The sequence below is a fragment of the Paenibacillus sp. FSL W8-1187 genome, from assembly GCF_037965485.1.
GTDB classification, from domain to species: Bacteria; Bacillota; Bacilli; order Paenibacillales; family Paenibacillaceae; genus Paenibacillus_O; species Paenibacillus_O pasadenensis.
Genome location: NZ_CP150181.1, coordinates 5409315 through 5434461 on the forward strand (window position 1 = coordinate 5409315; position 25147 = coordinate 5434461).

Sequence of the window (25147 nt, forward strand, 5' to 3'; positions counted from 1 at the left end):
TTGTATAATAAAGTGACGAATTTTTCACTACTTCCATCCCGGTAGAAACATGCGTAGAATAGAGGCTGTTCCGAAATCCGATTCCAATGGAGGGATATCCCGATGAGCATGAATTACCGCAGGCTGGGAAGCGCCGGCGTCAAGGTGAGCGACATCAGCCTGGGCAGCTGGCTGACGTACGGAGGGTACGTGGAACGCGAGAACGCCGTCAAGGCGATCCATACGGCATACGATCTGGGCATCAACTTTTTCGATACGGCGAACGTGTACGAGCGCGGAGCGGCCGAGACGCTGCTCGGCGAGACGATCAAAGCGTTCCCGCGCCACTCCTATGTGCTGGCGACCAAGGCGTTCTGGCCGATGGGCGACCTGCCCAACGACCGCGGCCTCTCGCGCAAGCATCTGACCGACCAGTTCCACGCGAGCCTGAAGCGGCTGGACGTGGATTACGTCGACATCATGTACTGCCACCGGCATGATCCGGAGACGCCGCTCTACGAGACGCTTCGCACGCTGGACGACCTCGTGCGCGCCGGCAAGGTGCTGTACGTCGGCGTGAGCGAGTGGACGGCGTCGCAGATCGCGGAAGCGCATGCGATCGCCGACCGCTATCTGCTCGACCGCATCGTCGTCAACCAGCCGCAGTACAACATGTTCAACCGCTACATCGAGCCGGAGATCATCCCGTACAGCGAGCGCAGCGGCGTCGGACAAGTCGTCTTCTCGCCGCTGGCCCAAGGGCTGCTGACCGGCAAGTACACGTCGGCGACCGACATCCCGGCGGACAGCCGCGCGGCCAAGCTCGACTGGGTCAAAAACGGCATCACCGAGGAGAAGATCGGCAAGGTCAAGCAGCTCGCGCACGTGGCGGCAGAGCTCGACCTGACGGTCGGCCAGCTGGCGCTCGCCTGGATTCTGCGCCAGCCGAACGTCGCCAGCGCCCTCGTCGGCGCGAGCCGTCCCGAGCAGGTCGTCGAGAACGCCAAGGCTTCCGGCGTGAAGCTCGACGCCGAGATCGTCGAGCGCATCGAGTCGATCCTGACCGGCGAGAAGAAGTAATCGCAAAAGAGCCGTACCGTTCGTCAGCTTGCTGACGGCGGTACGGCTCTTTTAGTCGGATGCGGCTATACCCGTTCCATGAACTCCAGCCGGTTGCCGAACGGATCCTGCGCGTAGAAGCGCAAGATGCCTTCTTCTTGCCTTGCGTCGTCGTCGGCCGTCGCGATCCCTGCCTCGTCCAGCGCCCGGCGCAGCTCCTCCAGCCCCGTCACGAGAAAGGCCGGATGCGCTTTGCGAGCCGGCACGAAGCCGTCCTGCACGCCGATATGGACCTCATGCCGGCCGCAGCGGAACCAGACGCCGCCCCGCTTCGCCAGCTCGGGCGGCTTCGGCAGCTCCTCCCACTGGAGGCGGCCGCCGTAAAAGCGGCGAGCCTCCTCCTCGCAGCCCGCCGGCGCGGCCAGCTGCACATGGTCGATTCCTTCGTAGGCGAAAGCCATCCTGTCCCTCCCTTTCCACGCAGGCAATCGAGCGGGCCTTCTAGAAGCCGCGCCCCCTTACTCCAAATACCGCTCCCGAAGCAAGCGGCGTTCCTCCGCGCTCACGCCGAGCGCCTGCTCGAGGTAGCCGACGGTGGAGCCGTACACGCGCCGCATCTCGTCCAGCGCGCTATGGATGTACTCCGGCGACACGCCCAGCACGGAGCGGACAAAGCCGAGCACCCGCTCGTCCGGCAGCACGGCGCCGACCTGGGCGAGGATGCGCTCCGTCGCTTCCGGCCGCGTGCCCTCGGTCGCCATGTAGTCGGCCGCGATCGTCTCCTCCGAGGCGCCGAGCGCCAGCAGCACGACGGCGGCTGCGAAGCCCGTGCGGTCCTTGCCGACCGTGCAATGCCACAGCACCGGGCGGCCTTCCGCCTCCAGCAGCGCGCGCATGAGGCGGGCATAGGCGCCGCGGGTATGCTCGTCGGTCACGAACTGCCGGTAGATGCCGGGCAGCGGATTGTCGAGCTGGCCGCCCACCGCGAGCTGGCCGAGCAGCTTCGGAATCTCTCCGGAGCTGAAGTTGCCGCCGAACACCGGCAGCTGCAGATACGGCGCCTCGCCGATGCGCGGCGTCGGCACCTCGGCCCCTTTGTCCGCCGTGCGCAGGTCGCAGACGAACGCCAGCCCGAGCGATTCCAGCAGGCGGAACTCCCCTTCGCTCAGATCGGTCAGCTCCCCCGACCGGTACAGATGTCCCGGCTTGACCCGCCTGCCGCCCTCGGCCGGCAAGCCGCCCAGCTCCCTCAGGTTCAGCCGGCGCTTCAGCTCGGCGCGGACGTCCCCGCTTTGTCCCACAGCCTCTTCTAGGCTCATCTCTTTCTCCTCCTCGGATAGACAGCTCCAGGCTCATCGCAAAGGTTATTCGTCCCGAGACGAGCCGGCTCCTGCCGCTATCGACGAATCGATGGTGTCCAGCGCCGGGTTCACGGCGCGGTCGACGCATCGACTCGGATGCCGATGCTTTCCGGCTCCGCCTCGGCATCCATGCCGTCCTGGATGACGACGGTCCAGCTCGCGCCGTTTTCCTGGTACGAGCTTTCGACGATGATCGGCACGGCCGCATGCGCCTGTTCGAGAGCCATGCGGATCGCCTTCTCCCGCGACAGGGCCAGCTTCTGCGGGTCGCCGCTGTCGATCCGCTCGACGGACGCCGCCTTCGCCTGGGCGGGATAGGACTCGTTGATTCCTCCGTCGAAACGGACCCTCACCTGCTGACCGAGCTCGACGGAAACAGGGCTCGTGACGGACAGGGCGTTGCCCGACGGGCCGCCCTCTCCCGTGAGAAGGAACCCGCCCTTGTCGATGCGGACGACATGTCCGGTCATGGACGCTCCTTGTTCGGCGGGCGTCTTTGCATCCGGAATCCGGACCTCCTGAACTCGTTCGTCCTTCGCCTGGTCATCCTCCAGCCGCACCGTCCAGCTCGCATCGTCCGCCGCATAGACGACTCCCTGCACGACCGGAACGGCGAGCTCCGGCAGCTGCTCCAGCGCCCGGCGAATCGCCTCGGCCGCCGTCAGCGACGCGCCTGCGAACGGCTCTCCCTCCTCCTGCAGATGCTTGATGACGCGGGCGGTTCCCTGTCCGGGATAGCTGGTCGCGATCGCTCCGCCTTGAAAATCGACGGATACCTTCTGTCCGACCGGCGGCAGCTCCAGCTCGCCTCCGACCGCGACCCAGACCGCTTCGTTGCTCGGCAAACCGGGCGCGGAGGAAGTGAACAGGAACCGCCCCTCCTCGACGCGCACGGCATGTCCGATCCACGGTAGAGCGGTGGAGACGGCCGGCGACTCCGCGTCGTCGCTTGAGCCGCAGCCCGCCAGCACGCTGGCCAGCAGGGCGAGCGCGGCAAGCAGACCAAGCAAGCGGCGATGGCGCAGGCCGGGGGCTGCCGGCCCCTGCCGAACCGGGCGGCGATGGTTCAGCCTGGAGCCGTCCAGCCTCTCTAGATCCGGACGGCGGCGGTTTACTGCGGCGGTTTCGGCACGGACAGGCGGGACGGCGGAAGGGTACGACGGCGCGCGGAGGACATTTCCCTCCTGCTGCCGAACGGCTGGTTCTCGCATGACACGCTCCCCTTTCTCGGGTCGGCTTCGGCTCGACCGAACGCCTCTTCTGCCCTTCCTGACGCCCGCCGCCTGCCAAAGGTTGCCATGCGCCTCACATTCCGAGCGTAGAAGGCCCGCCTGCCCCCATCGACCGCCTGAACAGCGACGTGCGGAGAAAGAGCGCCAGCCCCAGTCCGGCCGCGAGCGCGGCAACGGCCACGCATACCGGCTGCAGGCCGAGCCGGTCCGCCAGCAGGCCGACGAGCAGCGTAAGCGCGATCTGCAGCCCGCCCTGTGCCATGTCCGACGCGCTGGCGACGCGGCCCATCAGCTGCGCCGGCACCTGCTGCTGGAAGTACGTCGCATAGCCCGCTCCCGCATACGCCATGCCGAACCCGAGCCCGATGAACGCCGCCGACGGCATCCAGAACCCATCCGACAGATAGAACAGCAAATAGAAGACGCAGGTCATGAACGTGCCGCCGCCGAGGTACCAGAGGAAAGGAACGCGCCGGGCGAGCAGCGCCGCCGTCGACGCGCCGGCCAGCGACCCGATGCCGGTCATGCTGACGAGCAGGCCGTACGCCTCCGGGGACAGCGTCAGCTGCTCGCGGATGAACGTCGCCTCCTGCGAGTCGATCGCCGCTCCGAGCAGCATCGCGCCTTGGAAAAGGCCGTACACGAGCAGGAACGGCTTGGCCGAGCGGGCGAAGCGCCCGACCTCCCGCCAGTCGGCGGCCCATGCCCGCAGCCGCGGCAGCCGGACTTTCCCTGGCGCAGCCAGGGCGGAGCCGGAAGGGAGGCTCGGTTCGTCGGCGGAATTCGAGCCATGAGGGGAGCGTTCGGCTGCACCGGCAGCCGGCTCGCCCCGATCCGCCTCGGCCTCCTTGGGAGCCGCAGGCGCGCCCGCTGCGCCTTCGCCCACGGACGGCAGCCGCGCGATCATGCCGGCGCAAGCGAAGAACGTCGCGGCGTTGAAGAAGATGCTGAAGTCTGCGCCCCATAGCGGGATGAACAGGCCCGAGACGGCGGGTCCGAGCAGGAACGCGCCGGAGCTGCTCATGCCGAGGATGGAGTTGAAGCGCGCTCGCTCCTGTCCGGGGATGAGCTTGACGATGTACACCTGCTGGCTGGGACCGAAAAACGAGCCGGCAAGCCCGATCAGGAACACGAGCGCGTAGATGCCCCACAGCGTGGAGACGAAAGGAATGGCCGCCATCAGCGCGCCGCGCACGAGATCGGAGGCGATCATCAGCCGCCGCGGGTCGGCGCGGTCGACGATGCTGCCCGACCAGAAGTTCGTCAGCAGCAGCGCCGCAGGGCGCAGCGCGAACAACACCGCCACGGCGGCCGCCGAGCCGCCGCTCAGGTCCAGCACCGTCAGGTTGATGGCGACGAAGTAGATCCAGTTGCCGAGATAGGACAGTCCCAGTCCGCTGACGAGCAGGACCGCTTGCCTCCATGAGGTCATTCGGAAGCGCCTCCAATTTTACGTTTTCTTCCAGAATATCACAGGAATGCGTGGCGTCCCGGAGGCAGATATGGCGTTCCCGTGGCGGGCGTCGATCCAGTCATCGGAGGGGCGCGTCAAATCGAAGGGCGACGGTCCGAGAACCGTCGCCCTTCTTCCCTGCCCGCTTGAGCGGGGCTGCAAACACGCCCTAGCGCTGCAGCTCCAGCTGCGCGCAGGACGGCACGACGACATCCGCGTCCGGCAGCTCTTGCGCCTTGTCCGCGTCGGCCAGGCCGATGGCGGCTCCCGCTCCGGCCGCCCGCGCCATGAGCATGTCGCCGTTCGTGTCGCCGACGACGGCGACGCGCGCCGGATCGACGCCGAGCCGGCGGCAGGCGAGCTCGACCATGTCGCCGTATGGCTTGCCGCGGTCGACCTGGTCGGTGCCGATGATCTCGGCAAAATAGCCGTCCAGCCCGAGCCAGCTCAGATGCTGCACGGCCGATGTCGTCTCGTCTGCGGTGACGACCGCAGCCGGCAGCCCGAGCTCGCGGCAGGACGCGAGCAGCTCCGGCACGCCGGGCAGCGCCAGCGCGGGCCGCTCCTGCTGCATCCGGCTCTCGGCGAGATGCAGGCTTTCCTGGGCGAAGACGCGAGCCTCGCTCCAGCCGAGGCCGCGCCGGTAGCCGCTTGCCGCGAGCAGCGCGAGCAGCTCGGCCAGCGTGCCGGCCGCGAGCGGACCGTTCCGGTCATAGCCGGAGGCGATGCCGCTCTCCGCGAACGAGATGCCCCATTCCCGGCCGAGCTCCTCGCGCGGCAGGTCCGGGAACCCTTTTCCCCGCAGCCGCTCCGCGAACGCCTCCTGCATATGCCGCGTCCATACTCCCCATGTGTAGCTGAATTCGATCAGCGTCCCGTCCTTGTCGAACAGGATCGCCTCCACCTCGAAGCCCTTCTCTCCTGCCAGCAGCAGCGCCATCTGTCTCCTCCGTTCCCAAGTTCGATTCCTGATCTCATTGAAGAAGGTTCGGCCGGAATAGTCAAGCCGAGGCGGGAGTAGAGCGAGAGCGGGGGCGAGACGGATGCGGGTGTGGAGGCAGGTGTGGAGGCAGGTGCCGAAGCAAGTGCGGAGACGGATGCAGGTGTTGGAGCGAGTGCCGAAGCGAGCGCGGTGCGGGTGCAGCTGCCGAAGCAGGTGCCGAAGCGAGTGCGGTGCGGATGCAGCTCCCGAAGCGAGTGCCGAAGCAGAAAAACCGCCCGCTCCTTGCGGAACGCGCGGCTTTATTCGAGTCCAAGCGCTCGACTGTCCCGACTAGAACGTCGTGAACCCGAGCCGGTCCTGCACGCGGTACATCAGCCGCTTGAGCCAGACGGTCTTCTCCTCGTACTCGCTGTAGTCGAGCGTGTAGCGGGCGCCGTCGTTCGTCCACAGCTTGCGGAAATACGCCTCCAGCTCGGCGGCGGGACGGCTGTCCGGAGCGGCCTGCACCCGCAGGTTCGTCTCCAGGTTGAGGTCGTCCAGGTTGCGCGTCGTGAAGTTGGCCGAGCCGTTATGGATAACCGCGCCGTCCGGGCCGGAGACGAGCATGAGCTTGGCGTGGTACTGCTCCTCGTCCGTGTTGTACCAGCGCACCTCGATGCGGCCGTCCGTCCGGTCCCGCAGCTCGGCGGCGACGGGGCGGTTGGGCACGCCGATTTTGGAGTTGCCGAAGGCGACCTCGTTCGGATCGAGGATGAGCCGCACTTGCGCGCCGCGGTCGGACGCGCGGACCAGCGCCTGCACGACGTCGCGGTCCGCCAGGTAGAACATGCCCAGCCAGATCCGGTCCTCCGCTCCCGCCGCGTCCAGATCGCGCAGCACATGCGCGCGGATGCGGCCTTCGGTCAGCAGCTGCACGGAAGCTTGCTCGGCGGAGGACGGACCCGAGGATGCCGAGGCTGGATCGGATGCGGCGGAGGACGGCGCTTCAGTTGCTGGCGTCGGAGCGAGCTGATCCGGTCCCGGCAGCCGCACGTCCGAGCCGGACAGGTCGATCGCCGCTTGCTCGGTTCGCAGCGCCTCGGCCAGCAGCTCCGGCACGCCGGTGACGGCATAGCCGCTGTTGGAGTTGAAAAAGCTCGCGTCATGCGCGTTCGCGCTGGCGACGACGAGCGTAACCTCGGTGATGAGCGTCTTGCGGTGGTTGGCTTTGGCGTTGACGAGCTTGAGGTAGGAGCGGACGGTCATGCCGGGGGCTCCGCTGGCCATCTTGTTTGGCAGCCAGCCCCGGCCCTCGGTGCCGAGCCAGCCCGCCGTCAACCGCCAGCCCGCCGTATAAAGCGGATTCGAGTCCCGCAGCGGATCGACGTCGGTGACGACGACGGCGATGCCGGCCTGCCGCAGCCGCTCCAGGTCAGGAGCGGGATGCGAGCCGTAGGAGGTGTTCACGTCATCCGTGATGACCGTGACGCTCAGATTCGGAAGCTCTTTTTTGCGGGCGATGAGGGCGTCTGCGACCGGCCGGCTCAGCGGCGGGAACGACTGGTCCTCGTTGTAATACCCGTTGAAAAGAAACAGGTCAAGCACGACGAACCGCTCGGCGTCCCCGATCGCCCGGAGCATGCGCGAGAAAATGGCCTGCTCCGTCGTCTTGCCCCCGTCCTCGTCCTCGAACGTCAAGTCGGTCAGCAGCTCGATGCGGCTTGCCGGCACAGGATGGACCGCGCCCTCGAACGACACGCCGGGCGGCAGCGGCTTGTTCGCCTGATAGAGGACGACGCCGGCGTACAAGAGCAAGAAAAGCAAGAGCAGGACGAGCCGCAGGCCGGGGCGGCGGGGGCGCCGAGAACGGCGCGGACGGCTTGAAGCTCCGCCCGAATCAGGCCGAGCGGGCGCGGGCTCATCCCCGCCCTGTACAGCGGCCGGCGCGCTGCGTGCCGCTTTTGCCGGAAGCGGGTTCGCTGCATGACGGCGGTCGGATGGCCGCTGGCGGCGACGCGGATCGGATGGATCGGCGTCCGCGAGGTCGGATGGAGGAATCGGTTCATTGGGGCGGGATGCGCTCATGGAAGGCCTCTTTCTAGTCCCGCGTTTCGCGAGGGTTTTCTTCATGAGTACCGCCGCGCTCGTCCCTTTGAAACAGCAGAGGAAAGAAGAGGCGCGGGCGGCAGGAATGACCGCCCGCGCTTCAATTGAACGGCTCCGGACGCGGCACGCAGGCCAAGCCTCTGAAGCGGCAGCCACCGGTCCAAATTTATGGATCCCATCGGCGGGTCCAAGGCACTTTTGTGCCTTGGATTTCATTCGGCGGCCCGTTTCGGTGCATCCAAGGCACTTTTGTGCCCTGGATTTTTGTCGGCGGCCCGTTTCGGTGCATCCAAGGCACTTTTGTGCCCTGGATTTTATTTGGCGGCCCGTTTGGGAGGATCCAAGGCACTTTTGTGCCCTGAATTTTTGTCGGCAGCCCGTTTCGGTGCATCCAAGGCACTTTTGTGCCCTGGATTTTTGTCGGCAGCCCGTTTCGGTGCATCCAAGGCACTTTTGTGCCCTGGATTTTTGTCGGCAGCCCGTTTCGGTGCATCCAAGGCACTTTTGTGCCCTGGATTTTAGTCGGCGGCCCGTTTCGGCGGGTCCAAGGCACTTTTGTGCCCTGGATTTTATTCGGCGGCCCGTCTCGGAGGATCCAAGGCACTTTTGTGCCTTGGATTTTAGTCGGCAGCCCGTTTCGGTGCATCCAAGGCACTTTTGTGCCCTGGATTTTAGTCGGCAGCCCGTTTCGGTGCATCCAAGGCACTTTTGTGCCCTGGATTTCATTCGGCGGCCCGTTTCGGTGCATCCAAGTCACTTTTGTGCCCTGGATTTTATTCGGCGGCCCGTTTCGGTGCATCCAAGGCACTTTTGTGCCCTGGATTTTAGTCGGCGGCCCAAATTGGGGTGCCTGCCGGGCTCGAGCGGTCGCCAGCTTAGTCGCGGAGATCGCTAGAATCGTCGTCCTCGCTGGCCAGAGCGCCGGAACTTGAAGCTCCTGCCCCAGCTGAAACGGAGCCAGGCCCGTCCACAGCTGCTGGCCGATGCCGATTCGCCTCAGCGGGCGCCCCGTACCGCTCCGCCTCGTACTGGCGGAGCAGCTCCGCCAGCTCGTTCGCGGAGCGCAGCTCGGCGCCCGAGTCCGCAGCGGGCGCAGCCGCACCGCTGTCGACGGAGCCTCGGCCGCCGAACCAGCGGGCCAAGCGTGAAGCTGCGCCCCGCTGTATAGAGGCCGCAGCCGACTCGGCAGCAGGACGCCATGGAGCAGCAGCCTGCTCGGCGTCTCCCGCGCCTCCTCTACCGCCGGACTCGGATCCCACGCTGCCGACCGCGCCCCCACTGCCGCCGGACGCGGATCCCACGCTGCCGACTCCGCCCCCTCTAACCCCGGACGCGGATCTCACGCTGCCGACCGCGTCTCCTCCACCGCCGGACGTGCCGCCGCCGAGCCGCCGTTCCAGCTCGCGCGCATGCTCCGCCGGCGTGCGGTCGGCGCGGTACGCGTAGCCGCGGCCGATCTCGCGCGCGATCAGCGCGCGGTATCGGCGGCGCGCTTCGCCGCCCGGCCCGGCGGCCGGATCGCCGCCGCCGGCGCTGTGGCGGCCGCGCCGCTGGGCGTCGCCGACCCGCTCCAGGCGGACGACCTCGTCGACGTAGCCGGTCTCGACGCCCGGACGGCGCAGCTCGCGCGACAGCCGCAGCCAGCGCAGCAGCTGGCCGAGCAGCCGGCGCAGCCGCTCCGGCAGCCAGCGCCGCACGAGCCGGTAAAGCAGCACCAGCGCGAGCACGGCAGCGGCGGCAGCGGTGAGGTAGCCGAACCAATCGCTGAGCAGCGCCAGCCAAGCCGGCGGCGGCTCGGATGGAGGCATCGGCGGCATCCCCGTTGCGCCGGCCGGCGGCTCCGTCGCGGGAGGAGGCGGCTCTGTCGAGCCGGACAGCAGGCGGCGCAGCAGCGAGCGCAAGCCGTCCAGCAGCGCCTGCAGCGGGCCGAGCCAAAGGACGCCGAGCCCGAGCAGGGCGACGACGCCGAGCGTGAGCCGCCGATTGAGCATGGCAATACTCGGTGTTACCGCGCGGCTGCTATCCTCCGCATGCGCCGCTCGGCGCAGCTGCCAGCCGTTCCAGCGCAGCAGCAGCAAGCTGATCGCGGCGAAGGCGAACAGCAGCAGGCTTTGCCGGTACGGCAGCAGCCGCTCGATACCCGCGCCGGCGAAATAAACCCCTGCCGCCAGCGCGAGCCCGGCCAGAGCCAGGCGCGCGTCGCCGCCGAGCCATAACCGGCGGCGGCCATGCTGCCGACCGCGCATCGCGGCGGCAGCGCTGAGCGCGCCGAGCGCCGCGGCCGCGATGCCGGCGGCCGAACCGCCGGCCGGCACGGCCGCCCAGCCGAGCGCCGCGCCGAGCGCGGCGGCCAGCGCCCAGCCAGCGCCCGGCGCCCAAGCGGCCGCGCTGCGCCTCGCGCAGGCCGCTCCAGCCGCCGAGGCCGTGCAGCAGCGCGCCGAGCGCCCACAGCAGCGGCGCCGCCAGCGCCGGCGCGGCATATTCGGCGGCCAGCACGGCCGCCGGGTAGAGCGCCGCCGTTTCCGGCAGCGTGCCCCACAGCAACAGGCCGCGCCGATCCTCGGCCAGCTGCGCCGCCGCCAGCGCCGACTCATCCCGCTCCGGGCCGCTCGATTCCCCGTGTCCCGATCTGCTCGCTCCGCCGTGCCCCGACCCGCTCGATCCGACATGCTCCGGACCGCTCGATTCCCCGTGCCCCGACCTGCTCGCTCCGACATGCCCCGGACCGCTAGCTCCGCCTTGCTCCGGACCGCTCGCTCCCCCGTGCCCCGACCCGCTCGAGCCGCCGGGCTCCAGCCGGCCCGCGTCCTTCTGCTTCGGACCGCCCGCTGCGGCTGAATCCGCTTCTCCCGGCTCCTGCCGCCATCCTTTCAGGCCGTCGTCCAACCGCTTCCGACCGCTCATGCCGGCTCCCTCCTTCGCTTGCGCCCGTCCGCGGACGGCGGCCGCACGATCGTCACGCCATGCCCGAGCGCGGACAGCCGCTCCGCCGCCTCCCGCACGCGGGCCGACTCATGCGCCGTGATGAGCAGATAATCGAGCCGCTCGCCGCCGGCTCCCTGCTCCTGCCGATCCGCCTCCTGGCGCAGCAGCTCGTGAAACGGCACCCGCGCCTGCGGCGCCACCGCCGCCATCGCCTCCAGCAGCGGCTCCAGCGCGAGTCCGCCGTAGCCGGGCTCGACGCGGTCCGGCAAGCCGGCCGCTTCCTCGGCCAGCATCGCGTTATGCGCGAAGCCCGCGCCAAGGCCGCGGCGCAGCAGCTCGGCCGCGCTCGCGACGGCGCAGCGCAGCGCTTCCTCCAGCCCCTCCGCGTCGTTCACCCGGCCCCACATCGTCTCCGACTCCTCGACGTTCAGCAGCAGCATCGCCCGCGGATTCGCCGTGTGGCCGTAGCGATGCACCTGCAGGCCGGCGGAGCGCGCCGAGGCTTTCCAGTGGATGCGGTTCATCGCGTCGCCCGGCGCGTAGTCCCGCACCCCGCTCGTCACGAACGGATCCTCGGCCACCCAGCGCCGCACCTCCAGCTCGCCTTGCCAGCGCAGCCACGACTCCGGCAGCCGCTCGAGGCCGGCCAGCTCCGGATAGACGACGAGCCGCCACGGCAGCTCGACCTTGATCGACGCCGCGAACAGGCCGAACAGATCGCCGCCCGTCATCGTCGCGGTGCCCATATGCCAGACGCCCCGGCTCGCGCAGACGGCGGCATGGCGGCGAATGATCCGCACTCGCGGCGGCAGCGTGAACAAGCTGGCGTGGTTCTGGTAGATCGAGCCGGAGCTGATCGACATCTGGCCCGTCCCGCGAAACAAAAGCCCCGCCGGCAGCATCGCCTCCAGCCGCAGCCACGGCACCGGCAGCCGCTTGCCGTTCTCGATGGTCTCGACCATCTCGATGGCATCTCCCGCATGGCAAGCCGACGCGCTGAACGAGCGCTCCACCCGCACGCCGCGCAGCGCCCAGCGCCCGAGCAGCAGCCCCTGCAGGCCGAGCGCCGCCGCCAGCGCGGCCAGCAGCGCGAGCATCCCCATCAGCGGCCTCCCGCGCCGGAGCCCGAAGAAGCGCCCGGCTCGCCCGCTGTCCCGGCAAATCGGCCTGCCCCGCTTGTCCCGGCCGGCCCGACCCCGCCAGCTGATCCGGCAGCCCCGACAGCCCGGCTTTTCCCGCCCGCGGCGCTCGCGGCGAGCGCGGCCAGCGCCTCCTCGCTCGGCACGGGCACGCGCGCCAGCGCGTCCTGCATGATGCGCCCGGCCGCGGCCGCCTGCGGCTCCTGGCGGCGGCGCGGCACGATGCGGTGGGCGCATACCGGCACCGCCAGCCGCTTGATGTCGTCGGGCAGCACATACGCGCGGCCCTGCATCGCCGCGTACGCCTGCGCCGCGCGCAGCCACGCCTGGGTGCCGCGCGGGCTGACGCCGAGCAGCGCGTCCGGATGCTCGCGCGTCGCCTCCGCCAGCTCGACGAGATAGGCGAGCAGGTCGGCGTGGACCGCGACCTCGCGGCAGCGGCGCTGCGCCTCCAGCAGCTGCGCCTCTCGGGACCGGTTCCCTTCGTCCGCGCGGCCGCCTGCCGCCGCGGGGTCTTTTTCGCCCGGAGTCCCGCCCCGCTGCAGCTGCCCGAGCGCCGTCCTCCGCAAAATCTCGACGCCCTCCTCCCGATCCGGGTAGCCGAGCTTCATGCGGATCATGAACCGGTCCATCTGCGCCTCCGGCAGCGGGAACGTGCCCTGGCTGTCGATCGGATTCTGCGTCGCGAGCACGAGGAAAGGCTCCCGCAGCGCCATCGTCTCGCCCTCGATGCTGATCTGGCGCTCCTCCATGCACTCGAGCAGGCTCGACTGCGTGCGCGGCGTCGCCCGGTTGATCTCGTCGGCGAGGACGATCTGCGTGAACAGCGGGCCTGGGCGGAAGCGGAACTCGCCTTCCTTCTGGTTGTAGTAGTGGATGCCCGTCAGGTCCGACGGCAGCAGGTCCGGCGTGAACTGCACCCGGCGGAACTCCAGCCCGAGCGCCGCCGCCAGCGACTGCGCGAGCAGCGTCTTGCCCGTCCCCGGCACGTCCTCCAGCAGCACATGCCCGGAGGCGAGCAGCGCCGTCAGCAGCAGCTCCACCTCCTCCCCCTTGCCTACGATCGTCTGCGCCAAGCTTGTCCGAACGGCATCGGCAAGCGCTTTCACCTGTTCCATGTCCTCGCTCCTCCCCGGCCCTCGGCCGCCCTCTGTCTCCTGATTCTACCAAAAGCCGGCCGTCCTGGCACGGAAAGCCGCCCGAAAAGGGCAGACGAGCCGCCCGGCTCCTGCTACACTGGAGCCAGAAGCCCGCCGCAAGGAAGGCGGCCTGAACGGCTCCTGCTACACTGGAGCCAGAAGCCGCCGCAAGGGAGGCCCGCTCGTCCGCGCCCTCCCGATCCTTTGCTGCCGGAGGAGCTTCGCCTCCTGAACCATTCCCGCCAGGCCCAGCGCCTGCCCGAAAGGCTGTGATCCCCGTGTCCAATCTGCACGAGCAACCGACCCAGGCTCCTGATCTTGATCCGACTGCGGTCCCGACGCCGCCAAGCCCGTCCGCAGCCGCCCTGCTCGCCGATGCCGAAGCCTACGCCCGCGCCGAGCTGGGCGGCGATACGAGCGGCCACGACTGGTGGCATGTGCAGCGCGTCGCCGACATGGCCCGCCGTCTGGCCGCGGAGGAAGGCGCCGACGCCTTCCTTTGCGTGCTCGCCGCGCTGCTGCACGACGTCGCCGACGAGAAGCTGAACCCGTCCAAGGAAGCGGGCATGGCCAAGGTCGCCTCCTGGCTGGAGGCGCGCGAGCTGGCCCCCGGCGACCGGGAGCATGTGCTGGAGATCATCGGCACGATGTCTTACAACGGCGGGGCGAATCCCCCGATGCGCACGCCCGAGGGCCGCGTCGTCCAGGACGCCGACCGGCTGGACGCGATCGGCGCGATCGCCGTCGCGCGCACGTTCGCCTATGCCGGCCACGTCGGCCATCCGATCCACGATCCCGGCCTGCCTCCGCGCGACCGCCTCGTGCTGACGTCCGAGGAATACCGCAAGGACAAAAGCACGGCGATCAACCATTTTCACGAGAAGCTGCTGAAGCTCAAGGACCGCCTCAACACGCCGGCGGCCAAGCGCATCGCCGAGCAGCGCCATGACTTCATGCTCGGCTACCTGGAGCAGTTCCGGCTGGAATGGGACGGCAAGCGGTAGCCGCGCCGGAACGACGACACCATCAGGGGATGAGGAAGGATGCCATGGACCGCGAGATCCGCTTGCTGACCGCCGAGGAAGGAACCTGCGAATATTCGATTGCCGGCTCCTGCCGCCAGCCAAAAAAAGGTCCTCAGGGCTCATGCCCCGAGGACCTTTCTGCATGCTCTACTGCTCCGCGCCTACAAGCTCTTCGCGCCGAACGTGTCGCCGCCTTCGAGCGCGCCGGACTCGAAGCCCTTGTAGAACCAGCGCTTGCGCTGCTCCGACGTGCCGTGCGTGAAGCTCTCCGGCACCGCGTAGCCGCGCGCCTTCTCCTGGATGCGGTCGTCGCCGACCGCGCTCGCGGCCGTGAGCGCCTCCTCCAGGTCGCCTTCCTCCAGCAGGCTCTTGCCCTGCGCATGATGCGACCAGACGCCGGCGTAGTAGTCCGCCTGCAGCTCGAAGCGCACGAGGTACTGGTTGAACTCCTCCTCGCTCAGCCTCTCGCGCAGCGGCATGATCTTGTCCGACGTGCCGAGCAGCGTCTGCACATGATGCCCGACCTCGTGGGCGATCACATACGCCATGGCGAAGTCGCCCGGAGCCTGGAACTGCCGGCGCAGCTCGTCATAAAAGCTGAGGTCGATGTACAGCTTGCGGTCGCCCGGACAGTAGAACGGCCCCACCGCCGACTGCTGCGTGCCACAGGCCGATTCGACCGCATCGTCGTACAGGACGAGCGTCGGCTTTTCATACGTCAGTCCCTGCTGCTGGAAAAGGCCGCCCCAGATCTCCTCCGTATCGGCCAGCACGACCGACACGAACTGCGACAGCTCCGCCTCCTCGGCCGTCTCCTCGTACGGCTGCGACTGCTCCGTGCCCGCTCCGCCGATGACGCCGCCGAGCAGGTCGCCCGGATTGCCGCCCATCAGCGTGACGAGAATCAGCAGGATGATGCCGCCGATGCCGCCCCCAACCACCGTCTTGCCGCCGATGCCTCTGCCCCGGCGGTCCTCCACGTTCGCGCTGCCTCTTCTCCCTTGCGTCCGCATCCCTTTCTCCTCCGCGCCTTCGTTTTATTGAAGATATACCCGCTTCCGGGCCATTGACGCGAAGGGGGCGAAAAGGACGTCGCCGACCGGAATGCCGCCGAGCCGGACTTAGGCTGCAAGCATGCCTTGCACGTCCTAAAAGAAGCAGCCGCCGTAATCGGCCTTGCGGTCGCGCCACACCGTATGCACATGGCCGCGGCCGGGCAGCGCCTCCTCCGCCAGCGTGACCGTCTCCAGCCATAGGCGAGGCCCGTCGATCCGGACGTACGAGCCAGGCACGCGGTCGTCCGTCGAGCCCGACCAGCCGATGTACGTGCGCTCCAGCGCTTCGGGCGAAAGGTAGGCCGCGAGCAGCGCCTGCGCCGATGCCGGAGCCGCCGTGCGCACCCAGGCGGCGATCGACGCGCGCACCCGCTGCTTCTGCTGCTCCCCGAGATGGGAGTAAGGGATGCCCTCCGCCTCGGGGAAGTGCCCGTCCTTGCCCGGGCCGAGCAGCACGTCGGCGTGGCTGTCGCCGAGCCGTGCCGCCGCCATCTGGTCGGGCGGCAGCGAGCGCAGCATCGCGTACATGCTCTCCAGCCGCGGCTCCATGACCGCCCAGTCGCGTCCGCCGGCGGAGAACAGCCGCGGCTCGATGCCGAGGAACATCGGCGTCACGCCGGTCTCGCGCGTGTTGCTGGCGAGGTTGAGCGCCAGATGGCGCCCGCTCAGCTGCAGCATCCACGGCTCGCGGCTGCTCGGGTCGCCGAGGAACGCGACATGGTACAGCGCCGAGCCCCAGCGCGGATTGCCGCCTGCGGCCGACGACATCTTGTCGTCAGCGAGGATGATGCCTCGGGCCGTGTCGTAGCCGCCCTCGCTGAGCGCCTCCCGCAGCAGCGCCTTGAGCGCCTCCAGGCTGTCCTCGCCGAGCGTGCCGAGCGCGATGCCGTTGCGCGGGAACTCGTCGACGGGGCGGTTGCTCCAGCTGACGGCATGCTTGGCCGTAAAAGGAAGCCGCAGCGCTTCCCGCTGCGGCGGCGTCAGCGTCGCCTCGAACGCCACCGCCAGGCAAACGAGCCGCGACGGCGCATCCGTCTGGGACGCTTCGCCCGGCCGCTCCGGCTTGGTTGGCTGCGCCGGGCATCTCGCCTCGGCGGACGACGCGATCGGCCGCGCCATCGCCTGGCCGACGGCCGCGTCCGCGACGGCGAGGCCGCTCTTGCCGCCAGGAGGCGCAGGCTTTCCTGCCTGTCCTGGCGCGGCGGCGCCCGGCGCCCGGCGCGCCGCATTCGGCGCAGGCGCAGCTCCAGCTGCCTGATGCGGCGCATCCAGCCGCGCCGCCGTTCCCGTCGTCGCATTCGACGTTTGCGGCGAGGGCACGGACGGCGCGGCTCCGTCCATTTCGTTCCGCGCAAGCGGCGCTCGGGCCGCCATGTCCATCAAGCTCGGCGCAAGCGCCGGGGCCGGGGCCGCCTGCGCTTCCGGTCCGGGATAGCCGCCTCCCAGCGTCGCGCCGATTCCCGTCGCCAATACGGCCATCGCAGCCGTTTTTCTCCACCTGCTCTGCTTCAAGGCTCTGTTCTCCTCCTTTTTCCACCTGCTAGCTTCTTCCTCCCGCCTCCCTTTTATACGTTTCTTGGCAAAGCAAAAACGCCCCATGGAGGGCAAAAGCCCGTCCCATGGGACGCTGCATGGAGCAAGCGGCATCCTGGCCGCCGCTAGGCAAGGCTCCATCCGCCTACGTACGGAACCGGCTGACCAGCCCCTGCAGCTCGTCGGCCATCTCCGCGAGCGATCGGGCGGAGGCGCGCATCTGCTCCATCGAAGCGAGCTGCTCCTCCGTCGAAGCCGCAACCTCCTGGGCGCTCGCCGAATGCGACTGCGCGACCTCGGCCATGCGGCGGCCGGACTCCGTCATCTCCCCGGCGCGGACGCGGATCTGCTGCGCCACGGCCGCCATTTCCTCCATATGCGGAGTAATGCCTCGGGTGCCGCCGAGAATGACGCCGAATTTGTCGGAAGCCTGGCGCGACACCTCGACGCCGTCCTCCGCGCTGCGCATCGCTTCCTCCATGAGCCGGGCGGATTCCTCCGTCTCCTGCAGGATCGCGCCGATCAGCGCGCCGATCGAGCCCGCCGACCGATGCGACTGCTCGGCGAGCGAGCGCACCTCGTCGGCCACGACGGCGAAGCCCCGTCCATGCTCGCCGGCGCGGGCCGCCTCGATCGAGGCGTTGAGCGCCAGCAGGTTCGTCTGGCGAGACAGCTCGCCCAGCACCTGCAGGATGCCGCGAATCTCCCGCGAGCGCTCCGACAGCGAGTGCACGACGCCGCTCGCGCGTTCGATCGAAGCATGGATCGTCTGCATCTGCTCCAGGTTTTCGGCGACGATGCGTCCGCCCTGCTCCGCCTCCTGGCTCGTCCGGCGAGACAGCTCCAGCACCTCGGCGGACGTCGATCCGACGAGCTCCGCGCCTTGGGCGAATTCCTTCAGCGTCTCCCGGTTCTCCTCCACCCGCGCGGCGGTCCATTCCGCGCCGCCAGCCATCTCCTCGATCGCCGACGCCACGGACTCCGCGGCCCGCGCCGACTGCTCGGCGCCGCTGCTCAGCTGCTCCGCCGCAGAGCCGAGGCTGCCCGCGTGAACGGCGATGCCGCCGACCATGCCGCGTATGTTGTCCGACATGCGGCGGAACGAGTCGCTCAGCTCCCGCAGCTCGTCGCGGCCGCGCACTTGCGGCTGCTCCCCCGTCAGGTCGCCGTCGGCCATCCGCTGCGCGGCGCCGTTCAGGCCGGCGAGCGGACGGCTGATCATGCGCGCGGCGAACCAGCCGGCGGCGATCGCCGCGGCCGAAGCCAGGCCGCAGATGACCATGATGAACAGCTGTCCCTTCTCGGCTTTACGCTGCGCCTCCAGCTTGACGACCTCGATGACTTCCTTCTCGACCCAGGTGGCCAGCGCGTCGCTCTCGGCCCGGATCTCGTCGCTGATCGGCTTGATGTCCTTCTGCCCCTCCAGCGCGGCTTGCCGTTTGTTGACGAGATAAGCGTTCATGATGCGCACGGTCATCTGGCGGAACTGATGGTTCGCCTTTTGAATGCGCTCCAGCTGCTCCCGGACCTCCTTGGCATCGCTCCGCTTCATCGCGGACGCGATCGTCTGGTCGATCCCGTCATTGGACTCGTACAGCCCTTCCTTGTAGGACGGGTCGTCGTACAGCAGGAATGCCCTCAGCCGGCTTACCTGCCGTTCCGACAGCATCTGGATCGTCTGCGCGTCGGAGCGGAGCTCCCCGGCCACATCGGTGATGTACGCGTACGAAGCCCGTGTCGACTTCTCATTGAAATAGGAAAGGACGGATGCCAGCCCGAACAGAAGAGAGACGAGAACAAAAATGGCGATTAATTTGTGCCTCAGCTTGATCTTCATGCGAAAATAATCCTTTCTAAAACAGAATAGAATGTATTTCGACATGATAAGGCCAAGTTGTTAGCGATTAATCACAGTATTCCGCGAAACGAATGATGGGATTAATAAAAATTCTTTTCCTGTCTAGCCTTTTTACACATTGCTTCTTCACCGAAGCAACGAAAAAAAGCCCGCTCGAATCTTGCAACGATTCAAGGCGAGCGAATGGAGGTATAAAAAGCTATCCTGATCGACCATCCTAATGCCAAGGAGGTGAGATCCATGGCAAAAGACGTGCGCTGTGAAGTAAACTCGTGCAAGCACTGGGCTGCCGGCAATCACTGCAACGCTTCTTCGATCTATGTCGTGAGCCGCAGCAGCAAGCCGAGCCATTCCGACGAAACCGACTGCAAAACCTTTGAACCGAAAGTGTGATCCATCCGAAAGGCGGCCGTGCCAGCGGTCGTCTTTCTCTTTTGTTATATTAACCAATAATGATTCTTATTATCAGTCGAGATGAAAAAAAACGGGATAAAAAAAGAACCTTATCTCGCCCGCATTTGCGGAGATAAGGTTCTTTGCGTACCGTACGAGAAATGGTCCTCCTCCGTCATATCAGCGGCGCCAGGCCGCCGATATGCCGGAGGCCGGCTGCCAGCCGCCTTAGCCGCGAGGCTGGCCGCTACGCGCGCCTTGCGCGGACGGAGCCGTTCCGGCGGAGACTGGACCGCGGCCGGAGCCGCCGCGGCGACGCTTGCGCTTGCGGCCGGCGCCGGCTGCGCCCGGCTGCTGCGCTTCGGAGCCGCCGGCTGCGGGACGCTGCTGCGACTGGCCGCTCGGCTGCGGACGCCCGCCTTGACGCGCGTTGCCGCCGCCTTGCTGCTGGGAGCCGCCGCCTTGGCGCGCGTTCCCGCCGTCACGCTGCTGGGAGCCGCCGCCTTGGCGCGCGTTCCCGCCTCCTTGCTGCTGGGAGCCGCCGCCTTGGCGCGCGTTCCCGCCATCACGCTGCTGGGAGCCGCCGCCCTGGCGCGCGTTCCCGCCGCCCTGGCTTTGCGACAGCGACGGAAGCACCGGCTCGCCGCCGGCCATCGGGTACGGATGGTCGCTTACGACGGGCACTTTCTTTTTCGTCAGCTTCTCGATGTCCTTGAGGTAAGGAACCTCCTCGTCCTCGCAGAACGCGATCGCCGTGCCGCTCTTGCCGGCCCGGCCCGTGCGGCCGATCCGGTGCACGTACGTCTCCGGGATGTTCGGCAGGTTGAACTGGACGACATGCGACAGCTCGTCGATGTCGATGCCGCGGGCCGCGATGTCGGTCGCCACGAGCACGCGCGTCGCGCCGCTCTTGAAGTTGCCGAGCGCCGCCTGGCGGGCGTTCTGCGACTTGTTGCCGTGGATCGCCTGCGCGGTGATGCCGGCCTTGGTCAGCACGCGCACGACGCGGTCCGCGCCATGCTTGGTGCGGGTGAAGACGAGCACCGACTCGATCGAGCGGTCGCGCAGCAGATGGATGAGCAGCTGCGGCTTGCTGTCCTTGTCGACGAAGTAGACCGACTGGTCGATCCGGTCGACCGTGGAAGAGACGGGCGTAATCTCGACCTTGACCGGGTCATGCAGCAGCGACTCGACGAGCCGGTTGATCTCCGGCGGCATCGTAGCGGAGAAGAACAGCGTCTGCTTTTTGGCCGGGATGCGCGCCATGATCTTCTTGACGTCGTTGATGAAGCCCATGTCGAGCATGCGGTCGGCCTCGTCGAGCACGAGGATCTCGACATGCTGCAGGTCGGCGTGCTTCTGGTTGATGAGGTCGATGAGGCGGCCCGGCGTCGCGATCAGGATGTCCATGCCGCGCGCCAGCTGGATCTCCTGCGCCCGCTGGGACACGCCGCCGACGATCGAGAAGCAGCGGATGTCGGTGAACTGGCTGTACGCCCGGATGTTGTCCTCGATCTGGATCGCCAGCTCGCGCGTCGGCGTCAGGATGAGCGAGCGGATGCGGCGCTTGCCTTGGGCTTTGCCGCCTTGGCTCGTCAGCCGCTGGATGATCGGGATGGAAAAGGCGGCCGTCTTGCCGGTGCCGGTCTGCGCGCAGCCGAGCACGTCGCGGCCTTCGAGGGCCGCCGGGATGGCCTGCGCCTGGATCGGCGTCGGCTCGGTGTAGCTTTCTTTCTCAAGCGCTTTGAGAATGGGGGAAATCAGCTTCAACTCAGTGAATTTCATTGGGTCTCCTATCGTTTTGAATGATCTATTTTCACGGTATGGTCGAACTTGTAGGCTCCGTAAGCTGCAATCCGCGAATATTCCCTTCTATCATAACGCAAGCTTCGAATGAAATATACTGCCTCGGCGCCCGATCGCAGGCCGTCAGGCAAAAAAAGCCGCTCCCGCCCGCATCGGAGCCTGCGGGAGAAGCGGCCCGCCATTCGCCCGGAGGCCGCGCGCTAGTGGCCCTCGGCCTGGTCGACATGGCGGATATGCTTATGGTTCGCGGCCAGGAAGGCCACCGACAGCAGCACGAAGCCGGCGCCGACATAAAAGGGCACGCTGTGGCCGTAATGCTCGCCGAGCTTGCCGGCCATGTAAGGCGCGATCGCGCCGCCGATGAAGCGCAGGAAGCTGTAAGCGGCCGAAGCCGTCGAGCGCTCGACCGGAGCGGCGTTCATGACGCCGGTCGTGATGAGCGTGTTGTTGTTGCCGAGCAGAGCGCCGGCGAACACGACGCTGGCGATGACGACCCACTGGACGTCGGTCCAGACCGCCATCGCGAGCAGCGTCAGGCCGAACAGCGCCAGCATCGCGCCCATCGTCTTGACCGTGCCGTACGCCCGCTGCAGGCGCGGCGCCATGAACACCGACGTCAGGGCAAGCAGGACGCCCCAGCCGAGGAACACGTAGCCGATGCCGCGGATTTCCAGCCCCATGACGAACGGGGCGTAGGCCATCAGCGTGAAGAAGCCGATGTTGTACAGGCAGGCGGTGAGGCCGAATACGAGCAGCGAGCGGTGGCGGACGAGCGCCCGGATCGGATCCAGCAAGGAGGCGCGGCGCGCGGGAGCCGTTCCGGCCGCGGCCTTGCGCTCCTTGGGCATGAGCGCGATCAGCGCGACGAAGGCCGCGAGCATGCAGCCTGCGACGCCGAGGAAGGGTCCCCTCCAGGACAGCGTGCCGAGCTCGCCGCCGAGCAGCGGCCCGACCGCGATGCCGATGCCGATCGCCGCTTCATAGAGGATGATCGCCTTGGTGACCCCGCCGCGCGACATCGACACGATGGCGGTCAGCGCGGTCGCGACGAACAGCGCGTTGCCGAAGCCCCAGCCGCCCCGATAGGCGACGAGCTCCCAGATGCCGCTGGAGATGCCGCCAAGTCCGGAGAACAGCGCTACGATGACGACGCCGACGAGCAGCGTCCGCTTCATGCCGAGACGGCTCGAGATCAGGCCGGTCACGAGCATCGCGACCGCCATGACGGCGTTGTAGCTCGTGAAGAGCAGCGTCGTCTGGCTTGGGGTCGCGTTCATTTTTTCCGATATGGCCGGAAGGATGGGGTCCACGAGCCCGATGCCCATGAACGAGATGACGCCCGCAAAAAAGACCGCCCATACGGCCCGGGGCTGGTTGAAGATGCTGGACGACGGCTGCGCCGCCTCCTGGACGGCTTCTGCCGTCAAAGTCGATTTCGCCACGCTGTTGTCACTCCTGTTCCTGTCGCCATGCTTGCTTCGCCTCGTCGATGCGCGCCTGCAGCTCCCGATACTCGTCGCGGACGCGTCCGATCTGGGCCAGCTTGGCGTCGATCACGTCCAGCTGCTGCCGCACCGTGTCCTCGAGCCGCAGCACGGCGGCGCGCTTCTCCGCGCCCGTCTCCTCCCGCACCGCCTGCCGCAGCCGCGTCAGCTCCTCATGGATCGCCACATACTGCTGCAGCTCCTGCAAGGAGAATCCGAGCGCGTCCCGAGCATCGATCAGCTTGCGCAGCCGCGCGACATGCTCCTCTCCGTACAGCCGGTACCCCCCGTCGCTCCGCTCCGGGGCGAGCAGGCCGATCTCTTCGTAATAGCGGATCGTGCGCTTCGTGAGCCCGGTCATCTGCGCGATGTCCTCGATCTTGTACATGGCGTCCACTCTCTCTGTTCTATATATATTATTACTGAAATATTATGCGACAATCGTACCACCGCTTCACCTTCACGTCAACGTTAAAGCAACAAAAAAAACCCGCAGGCAGCCCGAAGGCTGCTTGCGGGTGGAGGAAACGATGTCGGTGCGGCGCTAGGAGCGCCGCGTCAGGGCGCGATCAAGGCAGCGCCAGGAACTGCTCGGTGAACAGCTTCAGCAGGTGGTCGAGCGTCGTTGGATCGCTGTAGGTCGACGCTTCCGTGTCGATCGTGATGACGCGGCCCGCTTTGACGGCCGGGATGCCCTTCCACGTCTCCGTTTCGAAGACCGGGTTGGACATGCCCTTGGTCTGGCTGAGGACGATGTAGTCGCCGGCGTAATCGCCGAGCTTTTCGCTCGAGAGCGCGTAATAGCCCGGTCCGAGCACGTCCTTGGTGACGTTCTCCGGCATCTTGAGCCCCATCGCCTGGTACAGCACCTCGGTGCCGCGCGCCCAGTTGTTGCCGAAGACATAGATGTTCTTGGCGTCATACTCGTACACGGATACGGTCGAGTCCTCGCCGATCTTCGCCTTGATCTGCTCGCCCGCCTCGGCGGCGCGCGTCTTGAAGTCGTCGACCCAGGCCTGGGCTTCGGCTTCCTTGTTCAGCAGCTTGCCGATCTCGACCTGCTGCTGCAGGTAGTCGAGCTTGCCCCAGGTGTAGGCGACGGTCGGCGCGATCTCCGCCATCTTGTCGAGGTTCTTGTTGTGCGTGCCGGCGATGATGAGATCCGGGTCAAGCTCGACGATCTTCTCGAGGTTCTCCTCGGAGACGATCTCGACGCCGGCCAGCTTATCCGTGAACAGCGGGTTCTTGCCGGTCCATTCGTCGACCCCGACGAGCGGCAGGCCGAGGGACAGCACGTTCGGCGCGCTGGCCAGCGCGACGATGCGCTGCGGGTTCGCCGGCACCTCGACCGGGCCGGATTCCGCCTGGTAGGTGATCGTGCCGGTCGCGGCCGGAGAAGCCGTCGGCTCGGAGCCGCCGCTGGAGTCGTTTTTCGATCCGCAGGCGCTGAGGACGAGCGCCAGCGTCAGCGCGATCGGAGCAAGCCATTTTCTCATGATGAAGAACCCCTTTTTATATGTTTCATGAAGTAATTGATAATGATTATCAGTGGCGACTTCATTACTATAAGGGGGCCGCCCCTGCCTGTCAATAGGAAAAAACAGACTCCTCCCGGGCGGTTTGCAAAAGGAGCATTCGTGGTAATTCCGTAGTAATGACTTGCGGTCGACGGCAGCGCCGGGAGGCGGCCGGACCAGCGGACGGAGGCGTCGTCATGAGTGGATTCACGGTAGATAACGAGATCGGAAAGGCAAAGCCGGCCCGCAAAGCGATGGTCATCCTCAATCCTTCCTCCGGGAAGGAAAGGGCGGCCGAATACGCGCGCGACATCGAAGACGTGCTGCGCGCCAAAGGCTACGACGTCGAGCTGCGCGAGACCGCCGGCGAGCAGGACGCGACGCGCTTCTGCCGCTCCGCCTGCGGGATGCGCTGCGACCTCGTCGTCTCGGCGGGCGGCGACGGCACGCTGAACGAGACGATCAACGGCCTGCTGAGCCAGGAGCATCGGCCGCAGCTCGGTATCGTGCCGCTCGGCACGGTGAACGACTTCGCGCGGGCTCTCGGCCTCCCGCTCGATCCGCAAGCCGCGATCGCGGCGCTCGCTTCAAGCCGCGTCCGGGCGGTCGATCTGGGCCGGATCAACGACCGGCTGTTCACGAACGTCGTCGCCGCCGGCAACATCGCCGAAGCGGTGGCGGCGGTCAGCTCGGAGGAGAAGTCCCGCCTGGGCTCGCTCGCCTACCTCAAGGAAGGGCTCAAGGAGCTGGTCTCGCAGAAAGCCTATCCGATGCGGATTGAATATGATGGAGAGGTCTGGGAAGGCGAATCGCCGCTGTTCGTCGCCGCGCTGACGAATTCGGTCGCCGGCTTCGAAAAGATGGTGCCGGACGCGGCTGTCGACGACGGCCTGATCCACGGCTTCATTTTCAAGGACATCGGCTGGCTCGGCACGCTCACGGCGGGCTGGTCGCTCTGGGCAGGCAGCCTGCGGGAGCACAAGGATGTCGTCGCCTTCACGGCACGCCAGGTAAGCGTGCGCTCGTCCGAGCGCGTGCGGACGAACGTGGACGGAGAAGAAGGCCCCGACCTGCCGCTGGAGCTGCAGCTGCTGCCGGGCCATGTCGAGGTTGTCGTGCCGGAGGACGATCGGTGAAGCGCCGGACAGCAAAGAGGCCGTC

20 protein-coding genes are annotated in these 25147 nt (G+C 67.4%); 4 read left to right on the top strand and 16 right to left on the bottom strand.

The annotated features are described in order from the left end of the window. Window positions 1–108 precede the first annotated feature (108 nt). A complete protein-coding gene (locus NYE40_RS23320) occupies window positions 109–1059 on the top strand; it encodes an aldo/keto reductase family protein (protein ID WP_101807541.1) in 951 nt (316 codons plus the stop codon). Between the two features lie 65 nt (window positions 1060–1124). Here the strand turns inward: NYE40_RS23320 and NYE40_RS23325 are convergent, their stop codons facing one another. The 9 genes from NYE40_RS23325 to NYE40_RS23365 all read right to left on the bottom strand — a co-directional run bounded on the left by NYE40_RS23325 (window position 1125) and on the right by NYE40_RS23365 (window position 13294). Continuing rightward, window positions 1125–1499, bottom strand: a complete 375-nt coding sequence (locus tag NYE40_RS23325) for a glyoxalase (RefSeq protein ID WP_339279031.1) — start codon at window positions 1497–1499, stop codon at window positions 1125–1127. Between the two features lie 57 nt (window positions 1500–1556). Further along, complete coding sequence (locus NYE40_RS23330; protein WP_339279032.1) at window positions 1557–2357, bottom strand: tyrosine-protein phosphatase; 801 nt, start codon at window positions 2355–2357, stop codon at window positions 1557–1559. A gap of 110 nt (window positions 2358–2467) precedes the next feature. Then, the gene (locus tag NYE40_RS23335) at window positions 2468–3610 is read right to left on the bottom strand and encodes a DUF3221 domain-containing protein (RefSeq protein WP_146000435.1); all 1143 of its coding nucleotides are present in this window, start codon (window positions 3608–3610) and stop codon (window positions 2468–2470) included. A gap of 94 nt (window positions 3611–3704) precedes the next feature. Then, the gene (locus NYE40_RS23340; RefSeq protein ID WP_180968351.1) at window positions 3705–5063 is read right to left on the bottom strand and encodes an MFS transporter; all 1359 of its coding nucleotides are present in this window, start codon (window positions 5061–5063) and stop codon (window positions 3705–3707) included. Window positions 5064–5253: 190 nt separating this feature from the next. After that, window positions 5254–6024, bottom strand: a complete 771-nt coding sequence (locus NYE40_RS23345; protein ID WP_101807536.1) for an HAD family hydrolase — start codon at window positions 6022–6024, stop codon at window positions 5254–5256. Window positions 6025–6357: 333 nt separating this feature from the next. Beyond that, window positions 6358–7830 carry a phospholipase D-like domain-containing protein gene (locus NYE40_RS23350; protein ID WP_339279033.1) on the bottom strand — a complete coding sequence of 491 codons (1473 nt, stop codon included), beginning with the start codon at window positions 7828–7830 and terminating at the stop codon, window positions 6358–6360. A 1157-nt stretch (window positions 7831–8987) separates the two neighbouring features. Beyond that, a complete protein-coding gene (locus NYE40_RS23355; protein ID WP_339279034.1) occupies window positions 8988–10592 on the bottom strand; it encodes a hypothetical protein in 1605 nt (534 codons plus the stop codon). A gap of 420 nt (window positions 10593–11012) precedes the next feature. Next, a complete protein-coding gene (locus NYE40_RS23360; RefSeq protein WP_339279035.1) occupies window positions 11013–12140 on the bottom strand; it encodes a DUF58 domain-containing protein in 1128 nt (375 codons plus the stop codon). Further along, window positions 12140–13294 (bottom strand): MoxR family ATPase, encoded by a 1155-nt coding sequence (locus NYE40_RS23365; RefSeq protein ID WP_339279036.1) that lies wholly within the window; start codon window positions 13292–13294, stop codon window positions 12140–12142. Before NYE40_RS23365 ends, NYE40_RS23360 begins: the two co-directional genes overlap by 1 nt. A gap of 299 nt (window positions 13295–13593) precedes the next feature. Here NYE40_RS23365 and NYE40_RS23370 point away from each other — a divergent pair, with 299 nt between their 5' ends. Then, window positions 13594–14319 carry an HD domain-containing protein gene (locus NYE40_RS23370; protein WP_339279037.1) on the top strand — a complete coding sequence of 242 codons (726 nt, stop codon included), beginning with the start codon at window positions 13594–13596 and terminating at the stop codon, window positions 14317–14319. Window positions 14320–14501: 182 nt separating this feature from the next. Here the strand turns inward: NYE40_RS23370 and NYE40_RS23375 are convergent, their stop codons facing one another. The 3 genes from NYE40_RS23375 to NYE40_RS23385 all read right to left on the bottom strand — a co-directional run bounded on the left by NYE40_RS23375 (window position 14502) and on the right by NYE40_RS23385 (window position 18765). Continuing rightward, window positions 14502–15353 carry a neutral zinc metallopeptidase gene (locus NYE40_RS23375; RefSeq protein ID WP_339279038.1) on the bottom strand — a complete coding sequence of 284 codons (852 nt, stop codon included), beginning with the start codon at window positions 15351–15353 and terminating at the stop codon, window positions 14502–14504. A 135-nt stretch (window positions 15354–15488) separates the two neighbouring features. After that, window positions 15489–16907 carry a DUF3500 domain-containing protein gene (locus NYE40_RS23380; protein ID WP_339279039.1) on the bottom strand — a complete coding sequence of 473 codons (1419 nt, stop codon included), beginning with the start codon at window positions 16905–16907 and terminating at the stop codon, window positions 15489–15491. A gap of 166 nt (window positions 16908–17073) precedes the next feature. Continuing rightward, on the bottom strand, window positions 17074–18765 hold the full coding sequence (locus tag NYE40_RS23385) for a methyl-accepting chemotaxis protein (protein WP_028600205.1): 1692 nt from the start codon (window positions 18763–18765) through the stop codon (window positions 17074–17076). Between the two features lie 261 nt (window positions 18766–19026). Here NYE40_RS23385 and NYE40_RS23390 point away from each other — a divergent pair, with 261 nt between their 5' ends. Continuing rightward, window positions 19027–19179 (top strand): DUF1540 domain-containing protein, encoded by a 153-nt coding sequence (locus NYE40_RS23390; protein ID WP_084137510.1) that lies wholly within the window; start codon window positions 19027–19029, stop codon window positions 19177–19179. 228 nt (window positions 19180–19407) lie between these two features. Here the strand turns inward: NYE40_RS23390 and NYE40_RS23395 are convergent, their stop codons facing one another. The 4 genes from NYE40_RS23395 to NYE40_RS23410 form a co-directional block, all read right to left on the bottom strand. Beyond that, complete coding sequence (locus NYE40_RS23395) at window positions 19408–20964, bottom strand: DEAD/DEAH box helicase (protein ID WP_339279040.1); 1557 nt, start codon at window positions 20962–20964, stop codon at window positions 19408–19410. Between the two features lie 221 nt (window positions 20965–21185). Then, the gene (locus NYE40_RS23400) at window positions 21186–22412 is read right to left on the bottom strand and encodes an MFS transporter (RefSeq protein WP_339280105.1); all 1227 of its coding nucleotides are present in this window, start codon (window positions 22410–22412) and stop codon (window positions 21186–21188) included. A gap of 22 nt (window positions 22413–22434) precedes the next feature. Continuing rightward, window positions 22435–22857, bottom strand: a complete 423-nt coding sequence (locus NYE40_RS23405) for a MerR family transcriptional regulator (RefSeq protein WP_043111726.1) — start codon at window positions 22855–22857, stop codon at window positions 22435–22437. A 181-nt stretch (window positions 22858–23038) separates the two neighbouring features. Further along, complete coding sequence (locus tag NYE40_RS23410) at window positions 23039–23965, bottom strand: iron-hydroxamate ABC transporter substrate-binding protein (protein ID WP_339279041.1); 927 nt, start codon at window positions 23963–23965, stop codon at window positions 23039–23041. A gap of 218 nt (window positions 23966–24183) precedes the next feature. Here NYE40_RS23410 and NYE40_RS23415 point away from each other — a divergent pair, with 218 nt between their 5' ends. After that, window positions 24184–25122: a diacylglycerol kinase family protein gene (locus tag NYE40_RS23415; protein WP_052333531.1), complete on the top strand. Its 939-nt coding sequence runs from the start codon at window positions 24184–24186 to the stop codon at window positions 25120–25122. Window positions 25123–25147: the final 25 nt, after the last annotated feature.